The 19,431-nt window shown below is 60.1% G+C and carries 20 protein-coding genes and 3 pseudogenes; 18 read left to right on the top strand and 5 right to left on the bottom strand.

The genetic code is table 11. The features are described 5' to 3' along the window. Positions 1 to 80: 80 nt before the first annotated feature. Positions 81 to 458: pseudogene (locus LDJ84_RS10870) on the top strand (tyrosine-type recombinase/integrase); the annotation flags it as partial. A 67-nt stretch (positions 459 to 525) separates the two neighbouring features. Here the strand turns inward: LDJ84_RS10870 and LDJ84_RS10865 are convergent. Next, positions 526 to 1,662, bottom strand: coding sequence for a hypothetical protein (locus LDJ84_RS10865; protein WP_226046303.1), 1,137 nt, complete (start codon positions 1,660 to 1,662; stop codon positions 526 to 528). A 523-nt stretch (positions 1,663 to 2,185) separates the two neighbouring features. Here LDJ84_RS10865 and LDJ84_RS30905 point away from each other — a divergent pair. The 4 genes and pseudogenes from LDJ84_RS30905 to LDJ84_RS30900 all read left to right on the top strand — a co-directional run. Beyond that, a complete protein-coding gene (locus LDJ84_RS30905; protein ID WP_052165132.1) occupies positions 2,186 to 2,458 on the top strand; it encodes a DUF6012 family protein in 273 nt (90 codons plus the stop codon). After that, a complete protein-coding gene (locus tag LDJ84_RS30695) occupies positions 2,455 to 2,874 on the top strand; it encodes a DUF6012 family protein (protein ID WP_052165133.1) in 420 nt (139 codons plus the stop codon). Before LDJ84_RS30905 ends, LDJ84_RS30695 begins: the two co-directional genes overlap by 4 nt. Before the next feature lie 2 nt (positions 2,875 to 2,876). Next, positions 2,877 to 3,512 (top strand): hypothetical protein, encoded by a 636-nt coding sequence (locus tag LDJ84_RS10855; protein WP_052165134.1) that lies wholly within the window; start codon positions 2,877 to 2,879, stop codon positions 3,510 to 3,512. Between the two features lie 269 nt (positions 3,513 to 3,781). After that, positions 3,782 to 3,895, top strand: a pseudogene (locus tag LDJ84_RS30900) (integrase); the annotation flags it as partial. A gap of 26 nt (positions 3,896 to 3,921) precedes the next feature. On the opposite strand, the gene LDJ84_RS10850 reads toward LDJ84_RS30900, so the two are convergent. The 3 genes from LDJ84_RS10850 to LDJ84_RS10840 all read right to left on the bottom strand — a co-directional run bounded on the left by LDJ84_RS10850 (position 3,922) and on the right by LDJ84_RS10840 (position 8,010). Beyond that, a complete protein-coding gene (locus LDJ84_RS10850) occupies positions 3,922 to 4,635 on the bottom strand; it encodes a hypothetical protein (RefSeq protein ID WP_201022400.1) in 714 nt (237 codons plus the stop codon). Then, positions 4,632 to 7,640 carry a class I SAM-dependent DNA methyltransferase gene (locus tag LDJ84_RS10845; protein WP_034077527.1) on the bottom strand — a complete coding sequence of 1,003 codons (3,009 nt, stop codon included), beginning with the start codon at positions 7,638 to 7,640 and terminating at the stop codon, positions 4,632 to 4,634. The genes LDJ84_RS10850 and LDJ84_RS10845 overlap by 4 nt, the downstream gene beginning before the upstream one ends. A gap of 85 nt (positions 7,641 to 7,725) precedes the next feature. Next, positions 7,726 to 8,010 (bottom strand): DNA-binding protein, encoded by a 285-nt coding sequence (locus LDJ84_RS10840; RefSeq protein WP_071557645.1) that lies wholly within the window; start codon positions 8,008 to 8,010, stop codon positions 7,726 to 7,728. Between the two features lie 417 nt (positions 8,011 to 8,427). Here LDJ84_RS10840 and LDJ84_RS10835 point away from each other — a divergent pair, with 417 nt between their 5' ends. The 7 genes from LDJ84_RS10835 (at position 8,428) to LDJ84_RS10805 (ending at position 13,100) form a co-directional block, all read left to right on the top strand. Beyond that, complete coding sequence (locus LDJ84_RS10835; protein WP_003150493.1) at positions 8,428 to 8,700, top strand: hypothetical protein; 273 nt, start codon at positions 8,428 to 8,430, stop codon at positions 8,698 to 8,700. Positions 8,701 to 8,798: 98 nt separating this feature from the next. Then, entirely contained in the window at positions 8,799 to 9,767 is a 969-nt protein-coding gene (locus LDJ84_RS10830) for a DUF932 domain-containing protein (RefSeq protein ID WP_014833970.1), read from the top strand. Positions 9,768 to 9,922: 155 nt separating this feature from the next. Continuing rightward, positions 9,923 to 10,288 (top strand): hypothetical protein, encoded by a 366-nt coding sequence (locus LDJ84_RS10825; protein ID WP_034077529.1) that lies wholly within the window; start codon positions 9,923 to 9,925, stop codon positions 10,286 to 10,288. Between the two features lie 158 nt (positions 10,289 to 10,446). Then, positions 10,447 to 11,451 (top strand): YqaJ viral recombinase family protein, encoded by a 1,005-nt coding sequence (locus LDJ84_RS10820; RefSeq protein ID WP_034077530.1) that lies wholly within the window; start codon positions 10,447 to 10,449, stop codon positions 11,449 to 11,451. Positions 11,452 to 11,530: 79 nt separating this feature from the next. Then, a complete protein-coding gene (locus tag LDJ84_RS10815; protein WP_034077533.1) occupies positions 11,531 to 12,451 on the top strand; it encodes a hypothetical protein in 921 nt (306 codons plus the stop codon). Positions 12,452 to 12,497: 46 nt separating this feature from the next. Further along, on the top strand, positions 12,498 to 12,680 hold the full coding sequence (locus LDJ84_RS10810; RefSeq protein ID WP_034077534.1) for a hypothetical protein: 183 nt from the start codon (positions 12,498 to 12,500) through the stop codon (positions 12,678 to 12,680). Between the two features lie 84 nt (positions 12,681 to 12,764). Continuing rightward, entirely contained in the window at positions 12,765 to 13,100 is a 336-nt protein-coding gene (locus tag LDJ84_RS10805; RefSeq protein ID WP_034077538.1) for a hypothetical protein, read from the top strand. Between the two features lie 29 nt (positions 13,101 to 13,129). Here LDJ84_RS10805 and LDJ84_RS10800 read toward each other — a convergent pair whose 3' ends face one another. Continuing rightward, positions 13,130 to 13,477 carry a helix-turn-helix domain-containing protein gene (locus tag LDJ84_RS10800; RefSeq protein ID WP_024128457.1) on the bottom strand — a complete coding sequence of 116 codons (348 nt, stop codon included), beginning with the start codon at positions 13,475 to 13,477 and terminating at the stop codon, positions 13,130 to 13,132. Positions 13,478 to 13,615: 138 nt separating this feature from the next. Here LDJ84_RS10800 and LDJ84_RS10795 point away from each other — a divergent pair, with 138 nt between their 5' ends. The 6 genes and pseudogenes from LDJ84_RS10795 to LDJ84_RS10770 all read left to right on the top strand — a co-directional run. Then, positions 13,616 to 14,062, top strand: coding sequence for a hypothetical protein (locus tag LDJ84_RS10795; protein WP_034077541.1), 447 nt, complete (start codon positions 13,616 to 13,618; stop codon positions 14,060 to 14,062). 29 nt (positions 14,063 to 14,091) lie between these two features. Further along, a complete protein-coding gene (locus LDJ84_RS10790; protein ID WP_034077542.1) occupies positions 14,092 to 14,451 on the top strand; it encodes a hypothetical protein in 360 nt (119 codons plus the stop codon). A gap of 9 nt (positions 14,452 to 14,460) precedes the next feature. Next, positions 14,461 to 14,724, top strand: coding sequence for a hypothetical protein (locus tag LDJ84_RS10785; protein WP_052165135.1), 264 nt, complete (start codon positions 14,461 to 14,463; stop codon positions 14,722 to 14,724). 210 nt (positions 14,725 to 14,934) lie between these two features. Next, entirely contained in the window at positions 14,935 to 17,496 is a 2,562-nt protein-coding gene (locus LDJ84_RS10780) for an autotransporter outer membrane beta-barrel domain-containing protein (protein ID WP_226046302.1), read from the top strand. After that, on the top strand, positions 17,496 to 18,350 hold the full coding sequence (locus tag LDJ84_RS10775; protein WP_034077545.1) for an alpha/beta hydrolase: 855 nt from the start codon (positions 17,496 to 17,498) through the stop codon (positions 18,348 to 18,350). Before LDJ84_RS10780 ends, LDJ84_RS10775 begins: the two co-directional genes overlap by 1 nt. Positions 18,351 to 18,487: 137 nt before the next feature. After that, positions 18,488 to 19,423 (top strand): annotated as a pseudogene (locus LDJ84_RS10770) (IS1182 family transposase); the annotation flags it as partial. Between the last annotated feature and the right edge of the window lie 8 nt (positions 19,424 to 19,431).

Below are 19,431 nucleotides of genomic sequence, written 5' to 3'. Positions count from 1 at the left end.
ACTGACATCATCATGCCATCAAATCTAGGTTAAGAGATCTACGCTACGACCACAAATAGGAGCTGCGATTACCCGCTGGCCGCTGGGCGGATATCAACATCGAGAAGAGGATTTGGGCAGATTCCTGCAGAACGCATGCAGCAACAGCGCGCGCATATCGTCTCCCTCGCGCTTCTGGAAGAGATCAAACCCTATAGTGGACATCGTGAATACGTGTTCCCAGCAGGCCGGAGCCCTCGCACCCACTGCAACAGCCAAACCGCCAACATAGCACTGAAGCAAATAGGTTTCGAAGGACACCTGGTCAGCCATGGCATGCGTCCAATGACCAGCACCATCCTCAACGAACACGACTGAGATCCTGAACTGATTGAGGTAGCGCTTGCCACGTCGACAAGGACGAGGTTCGCAGTACCTACAATCGGGCGGACTACATCGAACGCAGGCGCCCGATGATGGTAAGCGTCCGGCCAACACACCTCCCCGGTTCTTCCAGCTAGCGGCATGGTGTCCACCTGTTTTTGGTCAGTCGATCCACGGGAGCTGGGTGGGTTCATACGCATCGATTATGGGCCTCACCACTCTCCGGAGATTATCAACCGCCTTCTTCTGGCTGTAGATCTTTTCCCCTTCGTTACCTACCAGATCCGCTGCAGCTTGCCTGCAGGCTTGAGCGTCGGTCAGGCCTGTCGAGACAAGATCCCAGCTGTATAGCCCAAGGATGAAAGTAGCGGGGCTCGTGAGACCCACCATGAGTTTGTGCTCCTCAGGTGGCGTGGTGTGGAGACGAGCAAAGTCCTGGAGGTTTTTCTCCATGCTCTCTTTCGTGTGCTTCCGATTGTCGAGCCTGGCGAGCATTTCGTCAGTGATTATTCCTGACTCTAGGTTCTGCCAATATCGCCGGGACTCGACAGCAGCGTGCTCTCTCTTCAATGTACGTTCAATTTCCCGCATCGGTGGCAAAGGCCTGCTGAGGTCTATGGCAAGGAAAAGCTTGTCTTCGAGTTCCTGGCCATCAACCGTAACCTGGTGATCTTCAGTGGTGACCGCAATGACAGGTCTATTGGGAACCTTACGTGGAATGCGAACTGGAATGCCGTAGGAAGAAATGAGTCTGACTTTTCGAACTACAGGCGGTGTACCCTCTTCGCCCGCTGCCCACAGATCCTCCACCTCTACTTCCCGCTCCTCACCCATGCTTGAATACAAGCCTTGAGCGTTCAGAGCATCCCGCCCCTTCTTGGAGCTTATGAAGGTCCACCAACCATGCAATAACTGAAGGTCGGTTTCGACGGCCATGTCCGCCATCCGGAACCCACGTAGATACTTCATGTTCTCCTGGATGAGCCAGGCGCGATGCCCGAATAGATCCATTGCTTGGGCCAAGAAAGCTGAATGTTCCGGTGCTAGTGAGTTGGCAGCGAGCTCGTAGTCGAACTGCACGGCGTCAAACAGGACGTCAGCCTCGTAGTCGAGAGGCTCATCAAGATCTGCCCCCTCCTCCGCAAAGAACCGTTCAATCTCCCCGCGTAGGCTTACCAGTTCACGGTACACATCGCCTTCCACGTGTCGCAACTTCCGTTTGGCGAGCTCGATCCAGAAGAGCCGGTCGAGCTCGTCTTTTACCCAGAGCTCCGAGGAGGTGTAGGGAACTAATCGCATGCGTCAATCCGAATTTGGGGGGCACCCCTTTTGGAATAGCCCCATCAACCCAGCCCCAATAGGCTTGTGTGTGCCAGCCAGTCTAGCGAATGGGCCCCGGCATACCACAAACCTACATGGAGCAAGAAGCAATGCCTTTACTATCCCCCGCTTTCCGGGAAATTAACTACTCGCGAATCCGCGAGTTGATCAACGCCGAGTGCAGTTGCGAGACCATCGCCAGTGTTTTGACTGACGAGAATCCTGCTGGCGTGAAGTTCACAGCTAGCGACGTCCGCGGATATTTGAAGGTGCAAGGGGAAGCATCAGTCCGGATGCTGGTAAGCCAGAAGAAGATGAGGGCCCTCCGCAGGACGTCAACCGTGCCGGAACCTGTGTGATGGCCACTGGGGAGGTACCTGGGATCGGTCTCCAGGTACCTCCCACGTCCCTTCCTCGACCTTGAAATCCGAAAGGGGATTTCGGTTTGTAGCGTCGCCAAGGCTCCCTTCGCGTTTCCGGATCACTCTGGAGGCGCGCTCACATGCTGATTCAGATCACTCCCCAGTTGCTCTGCCAACCCATGGAGCGGTTCTCCGACTGCGTCCTGGTCGACGTGCAGGTTCCTGAGATCGGCCTTCACCTACAAAATGGCAAGGACCTGGTCACCCGAACGCCTTACCCGAACAAAACGCTCCTCGTTGGATCTCGAAACATTGGCCGCAAAGCAATAGCAGGCCTTCTGATCAGGTGCCCAGACGGATACAGGAGTACACCGCAGTTAGTCGCTGGGCCATCAATGCTGAAATTGTCGTGACCCATCGTGTTTCCTATACGGTGCTAGACGACGAATTCGACCTGGTCTCGGACAACATGCTGCTGTGGAGTAGCCAGCCGCAACGCCATGGCGGTTGGAAGGAAAACAACACGCTTTACATTGCTGCCGACCATCTGATGCTGGACGGTCGCATAGCCCCGCGCCCGGGCTTCGGCCTGTTCAAGACGGGCTTTCGACTGACCGAAAGTCATGCGCCGCGTCCGTCCATTTGGTCGGTACCTGACTGGTTGAATCCAACGCGCGGCGGAGTCGGCCTGACCTATCACCCATCGCAGCGCTGGTCGTCGTCCAGGACTCTGGAGGCCGCGGCACGTGGTCAGGAATTCGTCGCAGACATCACGAATCGTGCCGATGCGCTCGCGTGGCTCGATCAGCTCTTTGCGCAGGAGGCATGACTATGCGAGTCCACACGTATGTGATCGCCACGGACGCAGGCTCCGCGCCAAACTACGGTCCGCCGGCCGTTACGCTGGCTGTCTGTAAGCCGCGCATCCGCAAGAAGGCGAAGGTCGGCGAGCTCGTGCTCGCATTTGCAGGTTCGACAGTGAATCCCATCTCAGGCCACAGCGTCGTCTGGGCCGGCATCGTCTCTGAGGTACTGACCTTCACCGAATACTGGAACGACTGCCGTTTCGCCTCGAAGAAGCCTGACCGTACCGTCGTACCGGACAACTTCTATAAGCCTACCGACAACGGCGTCTTCGCCTGGCAACCCAATCCCGTTCACGGGCCTGAGGCCCAAGATCGCGACACCGGCGGGCTGAACGTCCTCGTATTCGATCACGCTTGGCGTTTCGGCGCCTTCGGTCCCCCTCTACCAGAGGACTTTGGTCTGCGCATGAACGTCGGTCGGCGCGGGGAAAGGGTTGCCGATCTCACCGATTCCGTGTGGCAGCGCCTCGAAACCTGGCTGAATGCCCAGCCGCAAGTCACCATTGAGGCTGCCAGTGACCACAAGTCGAGCCGCAATTGCACGCCCCGCACGCTGCCGGGATCATCGCAGCCAGCCTCCCCAACACGACGGCGATGCTGACAGTCGGGAGCATCTACAGGGCGTTCTCATTTGAGCTAAACCGAATCGCTCGATACCCCTGAACCATTTGGGGGCGGGATGAGGCTCTACTGGCTGCGCGAAGACCATTTGGATCGCACAAAGATCTGCTAAGCATCTGGCCTTGCCGCCGCAGTTTCCGCTACCTGCGGTGCACAGTTGCAGCCGTTGGTCGATGCTGGCGCAGCGAGCGAGATTGCCGAGCTGTTGCCGCATAACTGGAAGCCGTTACGCAACCTGTGATGCCCATTCGCTTACCGATGATGGCTTGGTGGAGTGAGCACATCCAAGAAGCAGCCACTGGCAACCTGTCTATGGCTGCTATCCAGGAAAATCGGGATAGGAAAGTCGTTTCAATACGGTAACCAACAAAGCGTCACCCGACCGCACACTACGACAGCCATAGATGCCAGATTGCAATTGAGCCAGGATGATGGGCGGGTGAGGCCTGATGACTGTAGACGAAGCTTCTCGCGTGTCGTGACCACGCAAGATCACTTGTACCGCTTGAGCAGGAGGTAGGCAGCGCTTCTACCGCATAACGGGGAGGCGCCTGAGTCATGGCGTCTGCCAGAAATGGGAGCAGCCTATCGCTGATCGACGATCCGTCGCGTACATAAGCGACCATAAAGGCTTCCTGGTTCGCCCAGGCATACTCTCCAGCAAGAAATCGATGCAGGCCTTTGTCGCAGTACAAGGCCTCTGTCTTGGATGCACCGGTGTCGATGATCTTCGCTTCGGCGATCAGAGGGAAGTTCCGTGCTCGACTAGACAGATAGATTGAGAGATCCGGCCGCTTCTCGATATGCGAACCGTCGAAGCTCACGCTTTCCTTGCCTCGCACGACACACGTCACCAACTGGCCCCAGAAGGGATCCTGGCCAATCAGTGCGTTCAGGCGCGCTTCCATTAGGCTGGTCACTTCTGCCTCGCTACCCGAGCTCACCGCCAGCGGGTGATGCGCGCGAATATCAGTGAATGCGCGGGATAGCCCTTCGGCGATGATCTCCAGATGCAAGGCGTCCACCGCCGGGAGCGGCAGGTGCAGGCCGCGCGTCAGTTCGCCGATCTGGTCAGGGCGGGGCCGGATAGCTGGAGCGCTCATGCCTCGATGCATCCTTTCAATATGTCCAGGTGTGACCAGATGATGCGTTGTGCAAGCAGCCGCGCCTGTGTCTCGCTCCAGTAACGCTGCTGGGCCAGCCGCCCGATCAGTAGTCCATTGCCATCGGTGCGGATCAGAATTTCCGAACTCATAACTTCATCGGCGGCGCGCAGCAGCCCTTCCCAGTCGCTTTCCGAGGTAGCTTGGGTGGCACCTACCCGCAATTCGATACCATGCCAGGGCGAGGCGGAAGGCTGAGACATCGGTCTTACTACGAGAGAGGAACCGAAACGCTCGCACCAAGGCAACAATTCTCTGGCAAGCACCTCACAGAATCTCGCCCTATCTTCCAACCTCGGAAGGGACTGGGCTCTGTGCTTGTTCTCGGAAAAAGGCAGGTTGTATGCAAGCGTGTCGGAAATGACCTGCAGATCGCGCGCTCCCAGACCATAAAGACGCGCCACCCATTCGTCGACGTCCTGCCAGGAGACCTCGTTCGTGCGCAACCTCTCGAACAACTGGAAGATTTCCTCGCGCGTGGTAGGTGCAAGGGCATCGAAGTCGGGGATGGGAATGCGATCAAGGGTAGATTTCTCGATGACCTCGCGCTCAAAACCGAACTTTCCACTGGTAACCAGCGCCAACCACACCGCCAGCTTGCTGCCGAGAATCAGCGCTAGGTAGCGAACCAGCGCTGCTGCATCGGGATGGGCTTTCGGGCTATAGCCGTAGAAGGTTTCGTTGAATACAACGTCCTTCTCTGATACTGCGATACCGATGCGCCCCGTCGCCGCAGGGGGGGATTGGTGGACAATGATCAGGGGCCCGGCGAACAGAGAGGGGGACCTGGGGTCATGGATGCGTGCTTGCGAAAAAGGCTCCAGGCCATCGCCATCGATGAATAGGTCGGTGAAGGTTTCGGCGTTGATTTCCAGACGGCCATGGAGATAGCTCGCATCCACCCCCGGTAGGCCATCACCTTGCCGGCGAACTCGGCTGCTTGGCCGGAGCCGCTGATAGCCGTTCCCGCTGCCCAGCAAGAGGCTCCGCTCTGTCACGCCAATGCGGCTACGCCAGTAAGCATCGAGCGTCGGATGCCCTTGGGCGCGAATGCGCTCCACTATGCCCAGATCCGCCTTTGTCCCACGGAACAGGATCTTCAGGATATCGGGTGTTTCGAAAAGTTGCGAGGACGGCACGAGCTCGGCGTTCAGCGCATCTATCCGCATGCTGCCTGCATCGTTCAATGCCTGCTCTAGCCTGGGGCTGATGAGGCGAAAACCAGCTCCTACTCCTGGCCGCCGATTGGTTGCGAGCAGGAGGCAAAATGGCGCCGAAATCTCGGGCCACACCTTGGTCTGCCGCAGTTCGACGCCATTGATGATCGAGGTGACGTCAAGCGCCTCGAACAATGCTTGGCGCGCCTCCGCCATGCCATCTCCCTGCTGGAAAAGCATACGTGCGTGCAATGCGAAAGCAATTTGGCCATTGGCTTTCGCCCACTCCATGGCGCGCCAAACGAACGGAAGGTCGAGCCCCTCGTTCGGCAATGGCGGGGTGGGATTGGAAATCTGCCTATTACTGGCAATACGGGCAACCGCTTTGCGCACCAGATGCCAATCGCGCAGTTTGGTGCCGCTCGACCAAGGTGGATTGCCGATCACCAGGTCATATCTGCCTATATGCCGCTCATCGATCAGTGGGCCAAGGCTGCCCAGTTCTGCTCCGTCCTCCGGAGCCTCCACTTCGAGTCGGTGCAGCACTTTGCCACGCAAATTCTCGAATCGGAGCTTGTCCACTGGTTTTGGGTTGGGATCCAGCTCGATCGATATGAGGTACAGGCCAAGCGCCGCAAAGCGCAACGCTGCCTCGTTGATGTCGAAACCGGTGATCTGCTGGTAGAGAATCGACCTGAGAGTTCGTGTGCTGGGGCGCTCTCCATCGGCGCGCCAGCGCCCAGCCACCAGTTCGCGGAATGCCGTCAGCAGAAATACGCCGGCTCCCGCCGATGGATCAAGCACCTTGGCATCCCTGCTGGTTCCATTGCGCTCCAGAGCGCGGAACGAGGCACGCACCATAAGATCCGCAATTGGGCGAGGTGTGTAAAAGCCGCCCTCGCGCTTTTGCCGATCAGGAGCATGATTTCGCAGATAAAGCTCATAGGCCTGGCTCAAGACGCCTACGGGGATATGGGCAAAGTCGAGATTGTCCCACTTCTCTTGCCAGCCGAGAAAAAGCTGGCTGTCTGGTGCTCGTCTGAGAACGTCTCCCAGCACCAAGAATGCCTGCTGGGCGAGCACATCGAAAATGCCGTCCGACAAGGGCAACAAATCGCCATTAAAGGTGGCGTCGAGCCATTTCGAGGTGTTTTTTGCTGCTGCTCGATTGTCGAACAGCATGGCGGCCGTGCCGGGTGTGGACATGCTGCCTGGCAATAGGTTGCGATCGGCAAGGAAACGCGTGAACAACGCTCGGCCGACAAGAGAGATGGCATCTTCGTCCGACACGCCGCCCAATTCGATAAGCCGTGTAATCGAGCCAGTAAGCAAATTCAGCACGACGTTCGAAATCCAACCGCGCTGGCTGATCGCGGCACGCGGGCGCAAATTGCCCAACCGTGCCAGCGTTACGTACTTTTCATCGTCGTTACCACCCACCTCGACATGCGCCTGCCGCAGGGAGCACTTGTCGAGTTCGATGCGATACACATTGAGCCGTCCCGGCGCAACCACCCCCATATAGGGTGCGTCTCCACGCATGGCAAGCAGGCGGCGTATGCGATGTAACTGGTCGTCGTCCGCGAGCGAGTCGGCATCCACTAGGAATATAAGCGGCGCGCCTTGCCATTCGTAGACAGCTCGCACGGCGCCAAGGACCCCATTATCCCCACGACGCGCAGCCAAGAGCGTCGCGTAAGGCAACAGATCGGGGGTATCGGTATCGAAGAGGCGAACCGCGCTCGGATCGGCGCCGAAGTCGACAAGCGAGGCGATGAGATCAGCCATCGGCTTGTCCTACCGTTATGGCTCGGGGCCGATGCGCCGCCTTGGCGAGCCAAGGCTGTAGGTTGGGACGATGATTCGTCATGATTCAGAAATCCATGTCCTGCTGTGGGTCGCCTCCGAAGCGCCCCTGTCGAGCACCGCCCCGCGGCCTCTTCGGCGTGAGGGCGACCCTTGACATGATTTGACGATAGTCACCTCCCATCTCGCTGATTCCGGCAACAAGAACCGCAATCAGTGCAATATGGGTAGGCAGTTCGCCGCACCGTGCATAATTGGAAAGTGAGTTCGGATTCATGCCGATCAGTTCGGCAAACGCACGAACACTCAGGCCTGCCTTCTGAAGCTCTGCAAGGAAATCCGAATACGGCATCTCAAAGCCAAAATCAGGTCATATGTTCTAATGTAGGATACTACATAAATTTATGTGGCAGAACCTAATGTCTCCCAAGTGATCGCTCTGGTCGGTTACTCGTGCTCAACCTCCATTTTTACGGTCTCTTCAGATCTGTAAATCTGGGCGCTGTAGACGTACGGAAGTGAGTCTTAATAAGACCTGGTGGATCTCATAAGCGTCCGCTTTTAGCCGGTTTTTGCCTGATGCGACTGACCAAGCGGGTCGACTGAAGCTCTTTGCCCCCAAATGAGCTGCTCAAAGCACAACCATTCGATTCAAAAAAATCTCAGCCCTACATCACAGCCATGACATACCCACCATGGAGGCTCTCCAGCCATGTCATTGCAGTGCCCTCGCTGTAACTCCCCCAAGATCGCATCCCTGCATCCCGCCATGAAGATCGGCGCCCTGGTCGGCACAGTCGGTGGCGCAGCGCGTGGTGCATCCGCCGCTCTTGCTGGCGGGCAAGCCGGTGCAGCAGTAGGCGCCATCGCCGGCCCGTTGGGCATTACCCTCGGCTCACTGTCCGGAGCCATTCTCGGCGGCCTGGCCGGCGGCGTCGGCGGTTGTGCGCTCGGCGCCCAGCTCGGCGACCAGTTGGATCGTCACGTGCTCGCCAACAACCTCTGCCTGATCTGCGGACATCGCTTCAACCTGCCGACCTGATCGGCTTCGTTCTTCGCTCCCCTTCCCTTTCATCCCTTCCGCCGGTGCTGCGCGTGGCGCAGCGCTTTATGCCGGCTATTGCTCACAGGAAACTCATCATGGCTCATCTCATCGAACGTATGGCCTATGTCGGCGAAGCGCCCTGGCATGGCCTGGGCAGCCGCCTCTCCCCGAAACAACCGCTGGAAGTCTGGCAACGCGAAGCCGGTATGGACTGGCAGATCCAGGAAAGTCCGGTGCACTTCAAAGCGGACGCGGTCGGCCACCTGGGCAGCATCCATTCCTTCCCCGAGCAGAAGGTGCTCTACCGCTCCGACACCAAGGCGCCGCTCTCGGTGGTCTCCCAGCGCTACCAAGTGGTGCAGCCGCGGGAGGTGCTGGAGTTCTACCGCGACCTCACCCAGGTCTCCGGTTACGAACTGGAAACCGCCGGCGTGCTCAAGGGCGGTCGCAAGTTCTGGGCACTGGCGCGCACAGGCCAAAACACCTCACTGAAGGGCAACGACCTGGTCAACGGTTACCTGCTGTTGGCCACCTCCTGCGACGGTACCTTGGCCACCACGGCAACACCGACCACGGTGCGGGTGGTGTGTAACAACACCCTGACCATCGCCGTCGATGGCGCTACCCGGGCAATCAAGGTGCCGCACAGCACCCGCTTCGATGCTCAGGCCGTGAAGAAGCAACTGGGTATCGCCGTCTCGCAATGGGACGAGTTCATGTACCGCATGCGCCACCTGGCCGAGCGCAAGGTGCAGTGGCATGAGGCGATGGGCTATTTCATGCAGGTACTCTGCGATGCCCAGCCCAATAATCCGTTACCGGATGCCCTGCCAAACGAACGTGCGCTGCGTCGGGTGCAAAGCCTGTACGAAGGCCGTGGTCGTGGTTCGCAACTGGAAGCCGCCAACGGCACCGCCTGGGGCCTGCTCAATGCCGTCACCGAGTACGTCGACCACGAGCGCCGCGCCCGCAGCAACGAGTACCGCATGGACTCGGCCTGGTTCGGCCAGGGGGCGGTGATCAAGCAACGTGCCCTGGATGCGGCCCTGCAGTTGGTGGCCTGACGGCAGTTCCCTCCTCTCGTTATCCCTATTCGCCCAAAAGATTCTGCGGCTGCTGCAGTAGTTCTTTAGCAGCCGCAGCTTTGGGCGTTCTCTTCCACCCGCCGGGGTTCCGCTCCTGTGGAGTGGGCTCCGGTGTTTCATTGGAGGCCTCTCTCATGGGCTGGCTGTTCTCATCCCGTACCCGGGCAGAGCTGATCCGGGACCTGACTCAACCTGAAGACCAAACTCGCGCCCGCATTCACGTCATCGCCCACACCTTGCGGGGCAATGTGTTGTGGTCGGTCACCGAAGTGACGGCGAAAACCGAAGGCGTTCACCCAGACCTCGCTCCCGGCGAGTCCATGCGTTACATCCGCTGTGATCTGTTGCAATGCAGTGGCGGCGAGTGGGGCTACAAAACCATGGATGAGTCCATGGCGCCGTACTACTACAGTTGCCCGCTGCGCTATCTCGGCATGGCCAAGGAACTCTCGCCCGGCTGGCGCGAGAAGGTTCGCGCCCATCACGCACGGCGATGTTAGTCGGCGCCCGCCATGGCCGGTGGTGCAGCCCGGTAAGTGGGAGGGATCGCAGCGCCGCCTGGATGCGCTCCTCCCATCGATGGCCTGACGGCCGCCCATTCCCCGATGCCCGACCGGCTCTGCCGGCCGGGCATTTTTATGTCCGGAGAAAAACCCTCATGACTCATGCCCATTCCACGTCCAACAGGGCACGGCAGCGCCCTGCCCTGCGCCTGGTCGGTACCAAGGACCTGTCCCGCGATGACTGGCTGGCCGTGCGCAAGCACGGTATCGGCAGCTCGGATGCCGCGGCTGCGGTCGGCCTCAACCCCTACAAGTCGCAGTTGGAGCTGTGGCTGGAGAAGACCGGCCGCGATGCCGGGCTGCCCAAGAGCGATCCCAACGACGAGGAAAGCCCGGCTTACTGGGGCAACATCCTCGAGCCCATCGTCGCCAACCACTACGCCCGGCGTACCAGCAACCGGGTGCGGCGGATCAATGCCGTGCTGCAGCATCCGGATCCGAAACTGGACTGGATGCTGGCCAACATCGACCGCGAGGTGATCGGCGCCAACGACGTCCAGATCCTCGAATGCAAGACCGCCGGTATCAACGGCGCCCGTCTCTGGAAGGAAGGCGTGCCGGTGTACGTGCAATTGCAGGTGATGCACCAGTTGGCAGTCACTGGCAAGCAGGCGGCCGACGTAGCCGTACTGCTCGGTGGCCAGCACCTGGAGATCCATCGCATCGAGCGCGACGAGGACCTCATTGGCCGATTGATCGAGCTGGAGCGCGACTTCTGGAGCTACGTGCAACGCGATACGCCCCCACCGGCAGATGGCTCCGAGTCGGCGGAGCAGGCCCTGCGCTGCCTATATCCAGAGGACCAGGGGCACACCCTGGACTTCACCCAGGATCCGCTGCTGTCGGCCGCCTTCGATGAACTGCAGGTCGTACGCGCCAGCCTGGAGGTCCAGGGCAAGCGCGAGGCCGAGCTGAAGCAGCAACTGCAGCAGGCCATGGGCGAGGCCAGCCGGGCGCTGTTCGCCAACGGCGCGGTGTCCTGGCGTAAGGCCAAGGACAGCGTGGTGCTCGATGTGCCCCTACTGCTCAAGGAAAAGCCCTACCTGCTGGCGCGCTACCCCACCACCAAGGTCGGCAGCCGGCGCTTCCTGATCACCTGATTTCGCTTCCCCCCTTGACCATTCCGGCGTCTCCCCTGCGCCGGGGTGGTCTTTTTTATTCATCCACTGGAGAACCACCATGCTCAAAGGCTTGGCCATTACCCCGCCGGTGCTCGGGCGGATTTCCATCGGCAAGGTCGTCGAGAAGAACGGCAAGCGTCTGCCGGAGAAGGACGATCAATTCACCCTCACCTCGCAGGTCCAACTGCGGGATGGCTGGTTGCCCCATCCCCTGGACGAGGAGTTGCGTAAGGCCCAGGGCGGCAAGATCCGCAGCATTCCGATCCGCCTGTTGTTCAACGCGCCGGAGCTGAACTTCCGTGCCGAGTACTGCCTGTTCGATCGGCAGTCCGGGCGACCGCTGTGTGTCGGCAACGGCGAAACCTGCAAGCGTCGTAGCCAGGACGGCATCGCCTCGCTGCCCTGCCCTTCGCCGGACGGCTGTCCGTTGGCCAAGGGCGGTGCGTGCAAGCCCTACGGGCGCCTCAACGTCGCCATCGGCGATGAGGATCCACTGGGCAGCTTCGTGTTTCGCACCACCGGCTTCAACAGCATTCGCACCCTAGCAGCGCGGCTGCAGTACCTGCAGGCGATCTCGGGCAACCGCCTGGCATGCTTGCCGCTGGAGCTACGTCTGCGCGGCAAGTCCACCCGGCAAAGCCATGGCTCGCCGATCTTCTACGTCGATATCACGGTGCGCAGTGGCCTTTCGATGGAGGAAGCCTTGCTGCAAGCCCGGGAACTCGATGAAGCGCGCCAGGCCTCCGGCTTCGACCAGGTGGCGCTGGATGCCACCGCGCGGCTGGGCTTTGCCAATGGCGCTTTCGAAGACAGTGACGAGGAAACGGGGGCCATCGCCGAGGAGTTCTTCCCGGAGCCGACTCCTGAATCGCCCCCTTCCACTACTCCTGCAGCAGAGCCACAAGCGGCACCGAAACCCACCTTGTCGACGCTGCTGAAAGCCCGCGCCGAAGCCCAGGCCCAATACGCCGCGGAGTGACATCCGCGGCATCCCCCACCACTCAACCTACGAGGAGGATCGCGCCATGAACCTGGTGCGCTTCATTGGTTTGCTGTTCGTGTTTATCGGCGTGCTGGCCGGTTGCGCAGTGGCCATTGCGCTGCTGGTGCTTATGCTGCGCTTCTGGCCGTTGACACTGGCCATCGTACTAGCGCTGATCTTGTTCCACCGACTCCTCCAGCGGGTCGGGCTCCACATTTCCCTCTAGTCCCCTGGCGGCATAAGCAGGAGCCATCAGGGCTCCTACTCGCCGATTCTTATCTCAACTTTCCACCTAACAGGAGCACTCACCATGATCACACGGTGTCTGATCTGTAACTCATCCGTGGTGCTGTCCAAGGATGCCGCCAAAGCACTGGCTCGGCTGATGGGCACGCTGGACGGTTTCTTGCGCGGCATCCAGCAGTCACCTGCCCAGCAGCAGCCGATTACCTCGGACCTGCATTGCGAAAGCCCGCTGGAGCGCGCGTTCAACCTGATGCTCGATGGCGTCTGCGGCGCGGCAGCAAACTGGAACAGCACCGGCGATTTCATTCGCGATGTGCGCCGCTTCCAGTTCATGGAATACGACTGCCTCTGTCTTCGCTGCGGAGCGAAGTACAACGAAGAACCCATACCACGCCGCTAACTCAATTCTGCTGGCTGATGTGGCACCCCTCACCCGCGACTAAGTCGCTCACTTAACCGTTCGACCATCTCTACGACCAACTGACGGTCGCTCTCCTCCAGGGCATTCAGCAATCCGCTGATCCGCGTGGCCTGGTCATCCGGGCGCAAGCTGGCCTCGCTCAGCAGCTCCATCGCGTTGCAATTGAAGATCGTCGCGAACTCGAACAGCCGAGCAATGTTGGGCATGACAATTCCTCGCTCAATGCGAGATACCGCCTCATTCCCCACACCCAGGACTTCCGCCACTTCATCCTGCGTCATCCCACAGCGCATGCGCTGCTTGGCAATCGCCCGCCCTACCGCTTCAGCCAGTGCTTTCTGATCCGTACCAGACATGATGCCTCTCCCATTCAACCTGAATGGTTGGGCACCACCTCATTGACATGAAGAACACCACAGGTCGAAAATCACCTCAAAAGGTTGATTTTCGACTTTATTGGTGATCTTTCTTCACTCGATACAGGGATCGTCCCCATGCACAAGCAACTGCTTATGGCTTCTCTCCTCAGCTGGCTGGCTACCAGCACCGCTTTTGCCGGCACCGCTGAATGGACCGCTAGCTACACCCAAGGCGTCGAGGAACACCTGGTCGACGACGGCAACGGCAACCAGTTGGACATCGCCTGCCCAGACGATGACGAGAGCTCCGTCTCCGCCTACGCCACCATCGCCGGTAAGCGCTACTCCTCCGAACATGACGGCTTCGACGTCATCGTCGACGGCACCACCTTCAGCAACCCCTTCTACACCGACTGCGAAGCCTGCAGCTCCAGCTTTCCAGGTTTCTGGGCGGCGCTGCGCAAGGCCAGCACCCTGCAGCTCAGCGCCGGCGGCCAGACGGTGAAACTCCCAACCCAGAACCTTCCCCAGGTTCTCCAACCCCTGACCAGCAAGAAGAACCTCTGCCGCTCCGGCTGGTAACCCTTCCCACACGACATAGAGACAACACCATGGAACAAGAACACGAAACGGCAGACGCGCCGAATGATCTGCCCGCCAGTCCGGAGGTGATCGGCTGGGGCGCCGCCTCGCTCGTCCTCACCATCATTTTCCTGACCGTCAACACCTCAGCAATGGTGTTGGGCGCCAGCTTCATGCTGAAGCTGCTGGCCGGCCTCGTTGGTTTGATAACAGGCTGGATCGGCGCCCTGGTGGGCAACGCCATCCGCAAGTTTGCTCAACCCGATGCGATCTACACCAACGGCGGCGCGCTTCACCTGATCTGGTTGAAAGTGTTCTGGCTGATCGGCCCGCAAGTCATTGGCCTGGTAGTTGGCATCGGCCTCGGCTGCTCCCTGGTATTGCGATAAGGAAGACCGATGAAGAGCAAGTTCTATCTGGTGCTGGGCCTGTTGGTCCTGGCGGGCTGTTCGGATGACAAGTCCAAGCTACGCGGAGAGTTTCTCTCAGGCTGCGTGCAAGGCGGCTCTCCCAAGCCAGTTTGCACATGCGTCTACGACAAGCTGGAAAAGACCTACTCGACCGAGCAGTTGAAGCAGATTCAGGCAGGGCGAAGCCCGCTGGTATCGAACTTCATGCAGGACAGCATCACGTATGCAAAGGCCTGTATAGCGGAGCAGTGACAGCAACCGTGCCGCTCCCGATCACCTCGGAACCGTGAGCACCAACTAACAAGCATCACGCCCCGAACATAACCAACCCCGCACACGGCCATAACTGGCCGTGTGCGGGGCAGGGGTTCTTTTGTTTTTTGAAAACCCAGGAGCTGCCCGTCGAGACACATCCCAGAAGAGCAAAGCACCACAGCCACACACACTCAAGGACCTGAACCCATGACTCCGACGTATCGCAAGACCCTGCTCGCCCTGGCGATTTCCGCCAGTGCCCTGCCCCTCGCCGCACACGCCCTGACGCTGACCAACAGCGGCTTGGATAGCGAAGGCAACACCTACACCGACAGCACCGAAGTCACCGGCACCTTCACTGGCAGCAACCAGCCCATTCGCTTCTACAGCGACACCTTCAATCACGACCTGGTGCTCAACGCCCAGGTGCAGGCCACGGGCGATGACCTCAATGGCGTCGACCTGTCCTACGCCGGCGACGAGGACACTCCCTCGCCCATTGGCGCGCCGACCGAGGTATTCGGCAACCTGCAGAACAAAGGCAGCATCACGGTGAACGGCGCTGGCGTCACCGGCCTGCTGATCGACCCGGCCATCATCCACGGCAACCTGGTCAACGAAGGTACCCTGCAGGTGGCCGGTGGCGTGCTCGAGGGCGACGGTATCCGTGGCCTCAAGTTCGCCGGCCAGTCGGTGTTGGAGGGCGACCTGGTCAACGCCGCCAGCGGCAAGATCCTCGCCGATGGCGAAGAGGCCACCGGCATCCAGCTCAAGGGCGGCACCATCGCTGGCAAGCTGATCAACGATGGTCTGATCCAGGTCAGCGGCGCCGGCTCGACGGGTGTTCTCGCCACCTATGATGATGACAACGGTGGTCCGGATCGGGTGGACCTCGGCGGGATCGAGAACCATGGCAGCATCGTGGCCCACGGCGACGATGCAACCGCGTTGCGTCTCGACGGCGTGAGCTTTACCAGTGCGCCGGTACAGGTGCTCAACACCGGCACCATCCAGGCTGACGATGCCGCCATCGAGGTGGGGGCCTTCGACATCGACGGTGCGAATGCCGGCAACACGTTGGTCATCCAGAACAGCGGCAACCTGATTTCCCAGGACGAAGCCATCGATGCCTCCCAGGCCAGTGGTGGCGTGCACCTGGTCTGGAACGCCGGCAGCATTACCGGCAACCTGATCGACCTATCCAATATCGAAGTGAACGGCGACGTGACCTTCAGCGGTACCGACGCCAGCACCGATGGCGCGAACATCCGCTTGAAGGACGCCGGTTGGCTGGATGTCGGCAGCGATACCGGCAACACGCCGGCACACTTGGAATTCGCTCAGCCGCACACCACGATTCAGGGCAACCTGGATGTGGCGGGCAACTCCTCGCTGGGGCTCAACCTGAGCACGGCCACGGATCCGAGCAAGGCCGTGGTCGCCGTCTCCGGCACGGCGGAATTCGCCAAGGGCTCGCAGATCCAGCTGGCAGCCCAGGGCAGCGACTTCAAGGCCCAGGGCACGACCTATACCCTGGTCCAAGCCGGCACCCTGCTGAATGACGGCGTCAGCGTAACCAGCCGCTCGGCCCTGCTGAACGTCGACACCGTCAGCAGTGGCGACAACCAGATCCTGGCCAAGGTCAGCACCAAGGGCCAGGACGAAGTCGGAGAGGTGATCGGTCAGATTGGCGGTTCAGCCAACGCCCAACGTGCAGGCGCGGCCTTCAGCCAGGTGATTACTGGACTGGCGCAGAGCAATCCCAACGATCCGGTGTTCCAGGCTTACGTGAATGCCTCGCAGGATCCGGCAGCGCTGAAGAAGCTGACGGAGCAGCTCGCTCCTGAGGTGAACGGTGGTGCGACCCAGGCGGCCACCAGTGGGCAGACGCTGATGAGCAACGTCACCGGCAATCGCACCAGTAGCCTGCGCGGTGAGTCCTCGGGCGATGTGCTGCAGAACACCGGCATCTGGGCCCAGGCGCTGTACAGCGACGCCAACCAGGATCTGCGTGATGGCGTCGCCGGCTTCAACGCCTACAGCCGTGGCATCGCCATCGGCGCCGACGGCAGGCTCACCGACCGGTTGACCCTGGGCGTGGCCTACAGCTTCCTGCACACCAGTGTGAACAGCGACAACGGCAACACCACCGACGTCGATGGCAATGCGCTGACCCTCTACAGCGGTTTCGAACAGGGCAACTACTTCGTCGATGCCAACCTGAGCTATGGCCTCAACGACAACGAGAGCAAGCGCCGTATCGCCGGCACCACAGCCAAGGGTGACTACGACAGCCAGGTCCTGGGGGCCAACGTCGTCGGTGGCTACACCTACCACCTGAACGAGCAGGTCCTGATCGAGCCGCGGCTGGCCGCTCGCTATGCGCGCGTCGACATCGACGGCTACCACGAGAAAGGGTCGGCGGCGGCGCTCAAGGTAGATAGCCAACGCTACGAAGTGGCGGAGCTGGGTGCTGGTGTTCGTGTGGCGGGCGACTTCCTGGTCGGCAATGGCAACCTGCAGCCGCAAGCCAAGCTGATGGCCTACCATGACTTCGCCGCGGACGAAGCCCAGAGCACCTCGACCTTCACACTGGGTGGCACGCCCTTCGTGAGCCAAGGTGCCAAGGCAGTCCGCAACAGCTACGAAGCCGGTGTCGGTGCGGATTACCATCTAGGCGCAATCACTGTTGGGGTCAGCTACGACTACACCGGCAAGACCGACTTCAATGCCGACACCTTCACCGCTAAGGTCCGTTACGACTTCTGATGAACCACTACCTTTCCGGCCCACATGCGTGGGCCGGTTTTCTTCGAGTTCTCCCAGCGCTGCTGCTCGGCGCCCTCCTCGCCGGCTGCCAGTCGCCACGCGAGGCGCTGCAGCAGTTGGCGGATGCGCATAGGCGGCAACTGGAAATACTACCGGGGCAGCCGTTCCCGTTGGTCATGCTGGCTCCGCAGAGCACAACGAAAGCCACTCGCCTACGCGTCTACCTGGAAGGCGATGGCCATGCCTGGGCCACGGCGACACAACCCAGTCTGGATCCGAGTCCGCACAACCTGCTGGTGGCGCACTTGGCCGTGGACGATCCGACACCGAATGCCTACTTGGCGCGGCCCTGCCAGTTCGTGATGGCACCGAGTTGCGAGCCTGCGCTCTGGACCAATCGGCGGTTTTCCCAGGAAGTCGTCACCAGCCTTAGCCAGGCCCTGGACCAGATGAAGCAGCGCTACGGCTGTCGGGAGTTCGAACTGGTGGGATATTCAGGAGGCGCGGCACTAGCCCTGCTGCTGGCGGCGCAGCGGGATGACGTCACCTTTGTCCAAACCCTGGCCGGCAATCTCAGCCCGCGGCTTTGGACACAAATGAAAGGGCTCTCGTCTCTCAGCGGCTCGCTGGATCCGCTGGACTATCAGGGTCGGCTGGCATCGATACCACAGCGACATCTGGTGGGTGACGCAGATAACGTTGTCCCTGCCTCTCTGGCCAAGGCCTGCCTGGAACAGCTAGGCCCATACGCCTGCAGTCAGGTTGTAGTATCCCCGGCTACCGATCACCAGCAAGGCTGGGAGACCTCTTGGAGAAAATGGCGGGGTCAACCGCTAAATTGCAAGAACAATTGAGTCCACAGCCGCAAGCCGCCAGTGACCAGGGTTCGTTCTTAGCAAACGAACCACGATCCGTTATCGGCCCAGGCTGTGTAAAAATATGGCCAGTGCTCTTGCTATTCTGCCGTCGGCGGTCATAGCGGGGGTAGTCCATGAAGCGTTTCATCCAAGGTGAGCATCGAAGTCAATGCACTCTGCTGCTCGAGAGCCTGGATAATTACGTCGCGGACACCAACCCTGTTCGAGTAGCCGATGTGTTCGTCGATGAACTCGATCTCGGCCGCTTGGGCTTTGACGGTGTGGTTCCCGCCGAAACAGGCCGCCCTGCGTACCACCCTGCCGTCCTGCTGAAGATATACATCTACGGCTATCTCAATCGCATCCAATCCAGTCGCCGGCTGGAGCGTGAGGCGCAACGCAGCATCGATCTGATGCAGCTGGCCGGACGCCTGACACCGGACTTCAAGACCATCGCCAACTTCCGCAAGAACAACGGCAAAGCCATTCGTGGTGTCTGCCGGCAATTCGTGGTGCTGTGCCAGCAGCTCGGTTTGTTCTCCGAAGCACTGGTGGCCATCGACGGTAGCAAGTTCAAGGCGGTCAACAATCACGACCGCAACTTCACCAGTACCAAGCTGCAACGGCGAATGGAGGAGATCGAATCCAGCATCAGCCGCTACCTCACTGCGCTGGACACTGCCAACCGGCAAAAGCCTGTCGTGGCGCGGGCCAAATCCGAGCGTTTGCACAGCAAGATTGCCGCCCTGAAAGCCAAGATGCAGGAGCTCAGGGATGTTGAGGCTCAGTTGGAGACCACCCCGGACAAACAGATTTCTCTTACTGATCCCGACGCACGTTCAATGATGAGTCGCGGCACTGGCATGGTCGGTTACAACGTCCAGGCAGCGGTTGAGACGAAGCCTCACCTGATCGTGACGCACGAGGTCACCAACAATGGCATCGACCGCGATCAGTTGAGTGCGATGGCCAAGCAAGCGCGGGCGGCAATGGGGACGCAATCGCTGTCGGTGGTTGCCGAGCGCGGCTACTTCAAAAGCGAGGAAATGCTCGCCTGCCACGAGGCTGGCAGCCCCAT

It is taken from the genome of Pseudomonas sp. HS-18 (genome assembly GCF_020401845.1).
In the GTDB taxonomy this organism is placed as follows: Bacteria; Pseudomonadota; Gammaproteobacteria; order Pseudomonadales; family Pseudomonadaceae; genus Pseudomonas; species Pseudomonas nitroreducens.
Note: the sequence above shows the minus strand (reverse complement) of the source record. Positions and strands in the feature narration are given on the sequence as shown.

What these genes read in the sequence shown, in the direction of transcription:
- LDJ84_RS10865 (WP_226046303.1), bottom strand. Translation starts at nt 1,662, where the DNA reads ATGCGATTAGTTCCCTACACCTCCTCGGAGCTCTGGGTAAAAGACGAG.
- LDJ84_RS30905 (WP_052165132.1), top strand. Translation starts at nt 2,186, where the DNA reads ATGCTGATTCAGATCACTCCCCAGTTGCTCTGCCAACCCATGGAGCGG.
- LDJ84_RS10855 (WP_052165134.1), top strand. Translation starts at nt 2,877, where the DNA reads ATGCGAGTCCACACGTATGTGATCGCCACGGACGCAGGCTCCGCGCCA.
- LDJ84_RS10850 (WP_201022400.1), bottom strand. Translation starts at nt 4,635, where the DNA reads ATGAGCGCTCCAGCTATCCGGCCCCGCCCTGACCAGATCGGCGAACTG.
- LDJ84_RS10845 (WP_034077527.1), bottom strand. Translation starts at nt 7,640, where the DNA reads ATGGCTGATCTCATCGCCTCGCTTGTCGACTTCGGCGCCGATCCGAGC.
- LDJ84_RS10840 (WP_071557645.1), bottom strand. Translation starts at nt 8,010, where the DNA reads ATGCCGTATTCGGATTTCCTTGCAGAGCTTCAGAAGGCAGGCCTGAGT.
- LDJ84_RS10835 (WP_003150493.1), top strand. Translation starts at nt 8,428, where the DNA reads ATGAAGATCGGCGCCCTGGTCGGCACAGTCGGTGGCGCAGCGCGTGGT.
- LDJ84_RS10830 (WP_014833970.1), top strand. Translation starts at nt 8,799, where the DNA reads ATGGCTCATCTCATCGAACGTATGGCCTATGTCGGCGAAGCGCCCTGG.
- LDJ84_RS10825 (WP_034077529.1), top strand. Translation starts at nt 9,923, where the DNA reads ATGGGCTGGCTGTTCTCATCCCGTACCCGGGCAGAGCTGATCCGGGAC.
- LDJ84_RS10820 (WP_034077530.1), top strand. Translation starts at nt 10,447, where the DNA reads ATGACTCATGCCCATTCCACGTCCAACAGGGCACGGCAGCGCCCTGCC.
- LDJ84_RS10815 (WP_034077533.1), top strand. Translation starts at nt 11,531, where the DNA reads ATGCTCAAAGGCTTGGCCATTACCCCGCCGGTGCTCGGGCGGATTTCC.
- LDJ84_RS10810 (WP_034077534.1), top strand. Translation starts at nt 12,498, where the DNA reads ATGAACCTGGTGCGCTTCATTGGTTTGCTGTTCGTGTTTATCGGCGTG.
- LDJ84_RS10805 (WP_034077538.1), top strand. Translation starts at nt 12,765, where the DNA reads ATGATCACACGGTGTCTGATCTGTAACTCATCCGTGGTGCTGTCCAAG.
- LDJ84_RS10800 (WP_024128457.1), bottom strand. Translation starts at nt 13,477, where the DNA reads ATGTCTGGTACGGATCAGAAAGCACTGGCTGAAGCGGTAGGGCGGGCG.
- LDJ84_RS10795 (WP_034077541.1), top strand. Translation starts at nt 13,616, where the DNA reads ATGCACAAGCAACTGCTTATGGCTTCTCTCCTCAGCTGGCTGGCTACC.
- LDJ84_RS10790 (WP_034077542.1), top strand. Translation starts at nt 14,092, where the DNA reads ATGGAACAAGAACACGAAACGGCAGACGCGCCGAATGATCTGCCCGCC.
- LDJ84_RS10785 (WP_052165135.1), top strand. Translation starts at nt 14,461, where the DNA reads ATGAAGAGCAAGTTCTATCTGGTGCTGGGCCTGTTGGTCCTGGCGGGC.
- LDJ84_RS10780 (WP_226046302.1), top strand. Translation starts at nt 14,935, where the DNA reads ATGACTCCGACGTATCGCAAGACCCTGCTCGCCCTGGCGATTTCCGCC.
- LDJ84_RS10775 (WP_034077545.1), top strand. Translation starts at nt 17,496, where the DNA reads ATGAACCACTACCTTTCCGGCCCACATGCGTGGGCCGGTTTTCTTCGA.